Origin of the sequence: Brevundimonas olei (assembly GCF_037055245.1) — a bacterium.
Classification (GTDB): domain Bacteria; phylum Pseudomonadota; class Alphaproteobacteria; order Caulobacterales; family Caulobacteraceae; genus Brevundimonas; species Brevundimonas olei.
On the sequence record NZ_CP146369.1, the window covers coordinates 3,416,520 to 3,424,851 of the forward strand.

Sequence of the window (8,332 nt, forward strand, 5' to 3'; positions counted from 1 at the left end):
CGTTTAGATTAACCCCGCATCAAGAAATACGGCCAAGCTGGCGAAAGCCGGGGTCCATGCGCTTGCAACGCGCCCGCCGATGTCCCAACTGGCGCCTTCATGGACGCTGTGCTCACCCTGATCCTGCTGGTCGCCTCCGTGGCGGTCGTCGTCTTCGCCGGATGGCGCGGGTCGCGACCGACAGACATCACGCGCGGCCCGCGCATGATGCCCTGGCGCTTCATCATGCTGCTGGCGGCCGCCCTGGTCTTCTTCCTGCTGATCCACCTGCTGGCCGAAGTCAGCGGGCGGCCGCTGCCGGGCGCCGGATCCTTCTAGGCGGCGAGGCCTGCGCCTCACTCGCCCTCAAGCAGCGCGAAGCGCGTTAGGGCAACCTAGAAAGCCCCGAAGCACCAGGCCAGGACCGCCTTCTGGGCGTGCAGGCGGTTCTCGGCCTCGTCCCAGATCAGCGACTGCGGGCCGTCGATGACAGCGTCGGTCACCTCTTCGCCGCGGTGTGCCGGCAGGCAGTGCAGGAAGACCGCGTCGTCGGCCGCCTCGGCCATCAGGGCCTCGTCGACGCCGTAAGGCTCGAAGGCGGCCAGGCGGGCCTCATAGTCCTGATCGCCCATGGAGACCCAGGTGTCGGTGACGACAACGTCGGCGCCCTTGACCGCCTCGCGCGGGTCGCTGGTCAGGTGGACGTGGGCGCCGCCCTTCTCCAGATCGCGCAGGTCGGGATGATATTCCGCCGGGCAGGCGACGTGCAGGTGGAAGCCGAACTTGGGCGCGGCGTGCATGAAGCTGTGGCAGACGTTGTTGCCGTCGCCGATCCAGGCGATCGTCTTGCCCTCGATCGGGCCGCGATGCTCCTCGATCGTCATCAGATCGGCCAGGATCTGGCACGGATGGCTGCGGTCGGTCAGGCCGTTGACGACCGGCACGGTGGAGACGCGGGCGAAGCGCTCGACGTCCTCATGGTCGTTGGCGCGGATCATCACGGCGTCGACCATGCGCGACAGGACGCGGGCCGTGTCCTCGACCGGCTCGCCCCGGCCCAGCTGCATGTCCGAGGCGGTGGCGATGATGGAGTCGCCGCCCAGCTGGCGGATGGCCGCGTCGAAGCTGAAGCGGGTGCGGGTCGAGTTCTTCTCGAAGATCATCGCCAGGACGCGGTCCTTGCCCGGCGCGTCGGCGTCCGCGCGGCCCTGGGGCCAGCCTTTTCGGGCGCGTTTTCGGGCGTGGGCGTCGTCCAGGATGGCGCGCAGATCGGCGGCGTCCAGGCGGTGGATGTCGAGGAAGTGACGAACCATTTCTAACTCCGCTCATCCCCGCGAAAGCGGGGACCCAGTACTTTGGACGCGCAACGCCCGGGGTGTCATCCGCCGCGCCCCAGTTCCATCGTCGTCAGGAAACAGAACTGGGTCCCCGCTTTCGCGGGGATGAGCGGAAGAGTTGCTTAGCCCGCGACCTTGGCGCGAGCGAACTCGCAGGCCTTCTCGAACTTCTCGACGGCCTCGCGGGCCTCCTCGAGCGTGATGTTCAGCGGCGGCAGGATGCGGACCAGGTTGTCGCCGCCGCCGGCGACCAGCAGCCTGGCCTCGTCGCGGGCCCAGCCCATGAACTCGCGGTTGTTCGGAACGAGTTTGACGCCCAGCAGCAGACCCTTGCCGCGCACCTCGACGATCACGTCGGGGAAGCGTTCCTGCAGGCCATGAAGTTGCTGCTTCAGATAGCCGGCGACTTCGTTGACGTTGTTCAGGATGGCGTCCGACGACACCTCGGCGAAGGCGGCCTTGCCGACCGCCATGGCCAGCGGGTTGCCGCCGAAGGTCGAGCCGTGGACGCCGACCGTCATGCCCTTGGCCGCTTCCGCCGTGGCCAGGCAGGCGCCGATGGGGAAGCCGCCGCCCAGGGCCTTGGCGACGGCCATGATGTCCGGCGTCATGCCCGCCCATTCGTGGGCCCACAGCTTGCCGGTGCGGCCCATGCCGCACTGTACCTCGTCGAAGATGATCAGGACGCCGTATTTGTCGGCCATCTCGCGCATCCAGCGCAGATCGGCGTCCGGCGTGGCGCGGCAGCCGCCCTCGCCCTGAACCGGCTCCAGGATGATCGCCGCCGTGGTCGGATTCTCGAACGCCGCCGTCAGGGCGTCCTTGTCGCCCCACTTCAGCTGATGGAAGCCCTCCATCTTGGGCCCGAAGCCCTCGGTGTAGCTGGGGTTGGCGGCGGCGTTGATGGCGCCGTAGGTGCGGCCGTGGAACGAGCCGTCGAAGCCGTAGATGTCGATCCGCTCAGGCTGGCCGTTGGCGACGTGGAATTTGCGCGCCGTCTTCAGGGCGCATTCAACGGCCTCGGTGCCCGAGTTGGTGAAGAAGACGACGTCGGCGAAGGACTTGGCGCACAGATCGTCGGCCAGGGCGTCCTGCCCCGGAATCCGGAAGATGTTGGAGACGTGCCACAGCTTCTCGGCCTGATCCTTGACCGCCTGCACCAGCCTGGGGTGGGCGTGGCCCAGAGCGTTGGTCGAGATGCCCGAGACGCAGTCCAGATACTCCGTGCCGTCCGTGGACCACAGGCGGACGCCCTGGCCGCGCTCCACTTCCAGCGGCGCGCGATTGTAGACACCCATCAGATGACCGGACACTTGGCAGACTCCATAAAGCGAGACGGTCCCGGCGCGTCTGCGACGGGACCGCTTTGGAAAAGGGCGACGAACTTGTCGGGCGCTATTCCGGCTTAGTCAACACCACGCGGGGCGCGAATTCAGCGCAGTTGCGCGTCCAGCTTCACGATCAGGGCCGCATAGGTCCGGCCCGCCAGGTCGATCGTGTGGCCCTCGACCGCCTCGATCGCGTCGTCCTTGGAATGGATGAGGCGGAAGACCTGCGGGACGAAGTCCTCGGCCAGGCCGTTGGTCTCGCCGCCGTTGAAGGCCAGCCACATCTGATGGGCCCCGACCTCGTCCTGGAAGCCCAGGGAGACGACCGGCGCGCCGGCGGCCGAGAAGGCGCGGTCGTCCGACGGCGGATACTCAGGGAAGCCGACGCACTGCTGGGCGCGCTCGGCGCACAGCTCCTGCACCGCGCGGGTGACGAAGGCCGACTGCGCCCCGTTGTTCTGGCCGTACATCATGGTGTCGCCATAGGCGGCGACGTCCGAGTTCACCACGGCCGCGACATGGGCGATCCCGTGCGCCTCGATCCACTTCTTGGCGCCGATCAGGCCCAGCTCTTCCTGGTCGAAGAAGATGATGCGGACGCGGTGCGACAGCGGCGCCTCGCGCAGGATCTTGGCCGCCTCGATCAGGGCGACGACAGAGCCGGCGTTGTCGACCAGGCCGTCCGCCATCGTTCCGTCGCGCAGTTTCACCGCGTCATAGTGGGCGGTGAGCAGGATTTCCTTCTCGCCCTCGCCGAGGGTGACGACGACGTTTGAGCCCTGCATCGGACCGGCGCGGCCGCCGCCCTCGAAGGTCTCGACCGTCGGGGCGAAGCCCTCGGCCCGAAGCTGGCCCAGCAGCACCTCCAGACGCTCGGCGTTGGACGGCTTGACGTAGGCGCCGACCTGTTCGCGCAGATCGGCGGCGCGGTTCTGAGCGAGCGACGGCGCGGCCGTCAGGCAGACGGCGGCCAGGCAGACGCCGCTGGCGACGGCTTTCAGACGAAGACGAAACGACATGGCGAGGCCCCTTTCGCGAAGGCCCCTCGCCCCGCGCTCGACGCCTTGATTAAAACGTCAGCTCTTCAGCCGCCAGCCCGAACGGAAGACCAGCCAGCAGGCGGCGCCCAGGACCACGGTCAGCACGGCGCTCATGACCACGCCGACCATCAGACTGCCCTCGGCGTGGCCGATGAAGCCCGCCCGGAAGCCGTCGATCAGATAGAAGAAGGGGTTGAACTTGCTGATGCTGGCGAAGGGCTCGGGCAGGCTGTCGATCAGGTAGAAGGTGCCCGACAGGAAGGTCATCGGCATGACCACGAAGTTCTGCACCGCCGACAGATGATCGAACTTCTCGGACCACAGACCCGCCAGCACCCCGACCATGCCCATCAGCAGGGAGGCGATCAGGCCGAACCAGACGATCAGGGCGATGTTGGCCAGACCCAGCCTGGCGAAGGGCATGACGCAGATCGCCGTCACCAGGCCGACCGCCACCCCGCGCGTCGCCGCGCCCAGGGTGAAGCCGATCGTCAGCTCCAGCGGGCTGAGCGGCGGGGTCAGGAAATCGGTCGCCGTGCCCATGATCTTAGCCTGGATCAGGCTGGAGGAGGCGTTGGCGAAGGCGTTCTGAAGAATGGCCATCATGATCAGGCCCGGCGCCACGAACTCAGCGAAGGGCGTGCCGTGCAGCGGCGGCCGCGCCCCCTTCAGCGCCACCACGAAGACCATCATGTAGAGCAGGGTCGTCACCACCGGCGCCGCCACCGTCTGGGCGCCCACCTTCCAGAAGCGGCGGACCTCCTTCAGGTAGAGGGTGCGCAGGCCCACCCAGTTGATCCCGTCATAGCGACGGGGCTGGGGCAGGCCGTGAGGGGCGGAAGGGGCGTCGGAACCGGCGGTCAGGTGCGTCATGCGGCCTCAGATGCGACAGCCAAGCCGGTTTCGCAAGGCGTGGGGCCTGTGGATGACGACCAAGAAATTGAGTCAAATCGAGACATTAACCATACTAGATATAGTTTCTGTGGACAGGTGAATTCCCACATATTGCGTGTTTTAAGAGGTGATTTACGATTAGAGGCGTGATGAGGGGCCGAAATTCGGACTCCGGCACAAGATGTTGAATCCGACTCCGCAGGAGGGCGACATGAACCCAGGCTGGACCGAAGACCGCGTCGGCGCGCTGAAGAAGCTGTGGCTGGAAGGCCAGTCAGCGAGCCAGATCGCCAAGGCCCTGGGCGGCGGCGTGACCCGCAACGCCGTGATCGGCAAGGTGCACCGCCTGGGCCTGTCGGGCCGGGCCGCCCCGTCGCAGCCCGCGCGGACCACCTTCCGCCCGGCTCGTCCGCGCGCCGCCGCTCCGGCCGCGCCGACGCAGGCCCCCTCGGCGCCGCGCCGCATCGAGGCCGCCGCGCCGCGCCCCGTCGTCGCCGCGCCTCAGACGCCCGCCCCGGCCCCCGCGCCTGAACTGGCCGGCACCGCCACCGTGCTGACGCTGGGCGCCCACATGTGCAAATGGCCGATCGGCGACCCCTCGACCAGCGAGTTCAGCTTCTGCGGCCGCCGCGCCTCGGAAGGCGTCTACTGCGTCGAGCACGCCCGCGTCGCCTACCAGCCCCAGGTCCGCAAGAGCGCCGGCAAGGACGCCTCGTCCGACCTGGCCCGCAGCCTGCGGCGGTACATCTAAGTCCGCTATCGCTCGCGACGCGGTCGCTCGCTGCTTGAGCTCTAAGCCTGCTAGCGTTCGCCGCGCGGCGGCTCGCTGCTTGAGCAGGGCCGCCGCGTCGTCGACTTTCGGCCCCATGGCCGACACGAACGGTCCCTAGAGGGGCCGCCGTCCGCCCCGCCGGTTTCCGGCGGGCTCCGGGGCGGGACTGCGGTTCTCCGGGTTGACGCAGTCCCATCCAGGCCCTCGCCTTCGGCGAGGATTTTTGCTTTTGGCCCATCGCGCATCTCGCCGTCCGACACCGTTCAGGACCTCGGCCCTGCGAGCGAGCCGGACGCCCGGCGTAGACGGGAGATGCGGCGAGAGGCGTGACAGGCTAGATTTGCGCCATGCCTGAACTTCCCGAAGTCGAAACCGTGCGTCGCGGCCTGCAGCCGGTGCTGGAGGGCGCGCGCCTGACGGCGCCGCGCCAGAACCGGCCGGACCTGCGCTTCCCCTTTCCCGAGCGCTTCGTCGAGCGGCTGGAGGGCGCATCCGTGCTGCGGCTGGAGCGGCGGGCGAAATACCTACTGTTTCCCCTGTCCACCGGCGAGACCTGGATCACGCACTTAGGGATGACCGGGCGCTTCACCCTGGAGGGCGTCGCCCCCGGCGCGTTCGAAACGGCCGCCCCTGTCATGGGCAAGCATGAGCACATGAGCCTGACGGCCGATCGGGACGGGGTGCTGACGCGGCTGGGCTACGCCGACGCCCGGCGCTTCGGTTTCATGGGCCTGATCCCCACCGAGGCGGTCGAGGGTCACGCCTGGTTCGCCAAGCTGGGACCCGAGCCTCTGGGCAACGCCTTTTCGGGCGCGCATCTGGCCGAGGCCTTTGCGGGCAAGGCGCAGAACATCAAGGTCAGCCTGCTGGACCAGTGCATCGTGGCCGGCCTGGGCAACATCTATGTATGCGAGGCCCTGTACCGCGCGCGCATCTCGCCCCTGACGGCGGCGAGCGAGGTCAGCCGCCCCCGACTGGAGCGGCTGGCGCTCGAGGTCCGCAACGTCCTGCACGACGCCATCGCGGCGGGCGGGTCGACGTTGAAGGACTTCGCCAACGTCGAGGGCGGACAGGGCTATTTCCAGCACCGCTTCGACGTCTATGGGCGCGAGCATGAGCCGTGCCGCACCGCGGGCTGTCGCGGCGTGGTGAAACGCATCGTGCAGGGCGGGCGCTCGACCTTCTTCTGCCCGGTCTGCCAGAAGCGCTAGCCGGGTGTTTGCGCAGGCCGCCCGAGCGGCTAGACCTGCCCGCGAAGACAGATGAGGAGCGCCCCATGGCCGACGCCTATTCTACCCTGCTGATTGAACGGCACGCCGACGGCTATGCGGTCGTCACCCTGAACCGGCCCGAGGCGCTGAACGCCCTGAACACCACCCTGACCGGCGAACTGGGCGACTTCCTCGAAAGCGTGGCCGACGACGACAGCGTGCGCTGCATCGTCCTGACCGGCTCGGCGAAGGCCTTTGCGGCGGGCGCCGACATCAAGGAGATGGCGGATCAGGCCTACGCCGACATGTATCGCGGCAACTTCTTCGCGCGCGCCCACGACCGGGTGGCGAGCTTCCGCAAGCCGATCATCGCGGCGGTGTCAGGCTATGCCCTGGGCGGCGGCTGCGAACTGGCCATGCTGTGCGACTTCATCATCGCCTCCGAGACGGCGAAGTTCGGTCAGCCGGAGATCAACCTGGGCGTGGCCCCCGGCATCGGCGGCTCGCAGCGCCTGACCCGCGCCGTGGGCAAGGCCAAGGCGATGGACATGTGCCTGACCGGCCGGATGATGGACGCGGCCGAAGCCGAGCGCGCCGGACTGGTGTCGCGCGTGGTGGCGTCCGACGCTCTGCTGGACGAGGCGCGCGCCGCCGCCGCCAAGATCGCCGGACAGTCGATCCTGGCCGTCATGGCCAACAAGGAGCTGGTCAACGCCGCCTTCGAAACGACCCTGGCGCAGGGCGTGGTGTTCGAGCGCCGGCTGTTCCACTCCCTGTTCGCCTTCGACGACCAGAAGGAGGGCATGGCCGCCTTCGTCGAGAAGCGGAAGCCCGCTTTCACCGGACGCTGAATCCTGTCGGGGCCGGATCATATGGGGCGCAAACCCCGGCCCCGACTCAATTCCCGCCGGATCGCGTTGACCGTCCGGGGGGTTTCCGCTATAGCCGCGCGCTCTTGAGATTTTCTCGCCGTGGACGTGGGTCTACGGCGTTTTCGTTCGAAGGTTTTTACCCGATGGCCAACAATGCAGGCGCCCGCAAGGCGATCCGCAAGATCGAAGCGCGGACCGAAGTGAACAAGGCCCGCCGCACCCGCGTTCGCACCTACCTGCGCAAGTTCCAGGAAGCCGTCACGGGCGGCGACGTGGAGACCGCCAAGGCCGCGTTCATCACCGCCCAGTCGGAACTGATGCGCGCCGTGTCCAAGGGCGTGGTTCACAAGAACACCGGCTCGCGCAAGGTCAGCCGTCTGGCCGCCCAGCTGAAGAAGCTGTCGGCCGCCTGATTTCGCAGGGGCGCTCGGACGGGTCTTCACGGCTTCGTCAAACGGCGCAATGCGACGGCTACGGAAGGCCTGTAACAGGCATTTCGTAAAAGAATGTAAGAAATTCAACGGCGAGGAAGCGCAAGCTCCCTCGCCGTCTTGCTGTCTGCGCCTAAGTGGCGCTTGACGATTCCGGTTCTGGAATGAGGCGAAATCGCCATTTTCCCAAGCCCTGCCGAGGTTTGCCGGAGTCAATCAATTTAAGTGCGAATCTCGACTCGAATCAGCGTTGATCTCCGCCGCTCCGGGGGTAAGTTGAGGGGGTAACGCACTTCCATCCTTTCTGGATGAAGACGAGGGAAATCAATGGTTTCCCTTGGCGCGAGATGTCTGTCTGCGAGTACGACCCCGCTTGCGAAGCCTGCTTCGCGAGACGAGAGAAGTCGTCCCTGGACCGGCCTCTCGAAGGGCGTTCGTCGGTGATAACTCTTGTGGCGGGTGTTCTGA

General features: G+C 67.4%; 9 protein-coding genes. 5 read left to right on the top strand and 4 right to left on the bottom strand.

Annotation, left to right across the window (positions count from 1 at the left end):
- Positions 1–99: 99 nt before the first annotated feature.
- Entirely contained in the window at positions 100–318 is a 219-nt protein-coding gene (locus tag V8J38_RS16615) for a hypothetical protein (protein ID WP_338577257.1), read from the top strand.
- 56 nt (positions 319–374) lie between these two features.
- On the opposite strand, the gene argF is transcribed toward V8J38_RS16615, so the two are convergent.
- From argF to V8J38_RS16635, 4 genes are all read right to left on the bottom strand, one after another.
- Complete coding sequence (argF, locus tag V8J38_RS16620) at positions 375–1,292, bottom strand: ornithine carbamoyltransferase (protein WP_312220195.1); 918 nt, start codon at positions 1,290–1,292, stop codon at positions 375–377.
- 146 nt (positions 1,293–1,438) lie between these two features.
- On the bottom strand, positions 1,439–2,614 hold the full coding sequence (locus V8J38_RS16625; protein ID WP_338578639.1) for an aspartate aminotransferase family protein: 1,176 nt from the start codon (positions 2,612–2,614) through the stop codon (positions 1,439–1,441).
- A gap of 134 nt (positions 2,615–2,748) precedes the next feature.
- Entirely contained in the window at positions 2,749–3,663 is a 915-nt protein-coding gene (locus V8J38_RS16630) for a M20/M25/M40 family metallo-hydrolase (protein WP_338577259.1), read from the bottom strand.
- Positions 3,664–3,720: 57 nt separating this feature from the next.
- Positions 3,721–4,557 (bottom strand): ABC transporter permease, encoded by an 837-nt coding sequence (locus V8J38_RS16635; protein WP_338577260.1) that lies wholly within the window; start codon positions 4,555–4,557, stop codon positions 3,721–3,723.
- 232 nt (positions 4,558–4,789) lie between these two features.
- Here V8J38_RS16635 and V8J38_RS16640 point away from each other — a divergent pair, with 232 nt between their 5' ends.
- The 4 genes from V8J38_RS16640 (at position 4,790) to rpsT (ending at position 7,846) form a co-directional block, all read left to right on the top strand.
- The gene (locus tag V8J38_RS16640) at positions 4,790–5,329 is read left to right on the top strand and encodes a GcrA family cell cycle regulator (RefSeq protein WP_338577261.1); all 540 of its coding nucleotides are present in this window, start codon (positions 4,790–4,792) and stop codon (positions 5,327–5,329) included.
- Between the two features lie 368 nt (positions 5,330–5,697).
- Complete coding sequence (mutM, locus tag V8J38_RS16645; protein WP_338577262.1) at positions 5,698–6,561, top strand: bifunctional DNA-formamidopyrimidine glycosylase/DNA-(apurinic or apyrimidinic site) lyase; 864 nt, start codon at positions 5,698–5,700, stop codon at positions 6,559–6,561.
- Positions 6,562–6,626: 65 nt separating this feature from the next.
- A complete protein-coding gene (locus tag V8J38_RS16650) occupies positions 6,627–7,412 on the top strand; it encodes an enoyl-CoA hydratase (RefSeq protein ID WP_338577263.1) in 786 nt (261 codons plus the stop codon).
- A gap of 164 nt (positions 7,413–7,576) precedes the next feature.
- The gene (rpsT, locus tag V8J38_RS16655) at positions 7,577–7,846 is read left to right on the top strand and encodes a 30S ribosomal protein S20 (RefSeq protein WP_024355020.1); all 270 of its coding nucleotides are present in this window, start codon (positions 7,577–7,579) and stop codon (positions 7,844–7,846) included.
- Positions 7,847–8,332 lie beyond the last annotated feature (486 nt).

Excerpts from the sequence above, each read along its gene's own strand:
- V8J38_RS16640 (WP_338577261.1), top strand. The coding sequence starts at position 4,790 with ATGAACCCAGGCTGGACCGAAGACCGCGTCGGCGCGCTGAAGAAGCTG.
- V8J38_RS16625 (WP_338578639.1), bottom strand. The coding sequence starts at position 2,614 with ATGGGTGTCTACAATCGCGCGCCGCTGGAAGTGGAGCGCGGCCAGGGC.
- rpsT (WP_024355020.1), top strand. The coding sequence starts at position 7,577 with ATGGCCAACAATGCAGGCGCCCGCAAGGCGATCCGCAAGATCGAAGCG.
- V8J38_RS16615 (WP_338577257.1), top strand. The coding sequence starts at position 100 with ATGGACGCTGTGCTCACCCTGATCCTGCTGGTCGCCTCCGTGGCGGTC.
- V8J38_RS16635 (WP_338577260.1), bottom strand. The coding sequence starts at position 4,557 with ATGACGCACCTGACCGCCGGTTCCGACGCCCCTTCCGCCCCTCACGGC.
- V8J38_RS16650 (WP_338577263.1), top strand. The coding sequence starts at position 6,627 with ATGGCCGACGCCTATTCTACCCTGCTGATTGAACGGCACGCCGACGGC.
- argF (WP_312220195.1), bottom strand. The coding sequence starts at position 1,292 with ATGGTTCGTCACTTCCTCGACATCCACCGCCTGGACGCCGCCGATCTG.
- V8J38_RS16630 (WP_338577259.1), bottom strand. The coding sequence starts at position 3,663 with ATGTCGTTTCGTCTTCGTCTGAAAGCCGTCGCCAGCGGCGTCTGCCTG.
- mutM (WP_338577262.1), top strand. The coding sequence starts at position 5,698 with ATGCCTGAACTTCCCGAAGTCGAAACCGTGCGTCGCGGCCTGCAGCCG.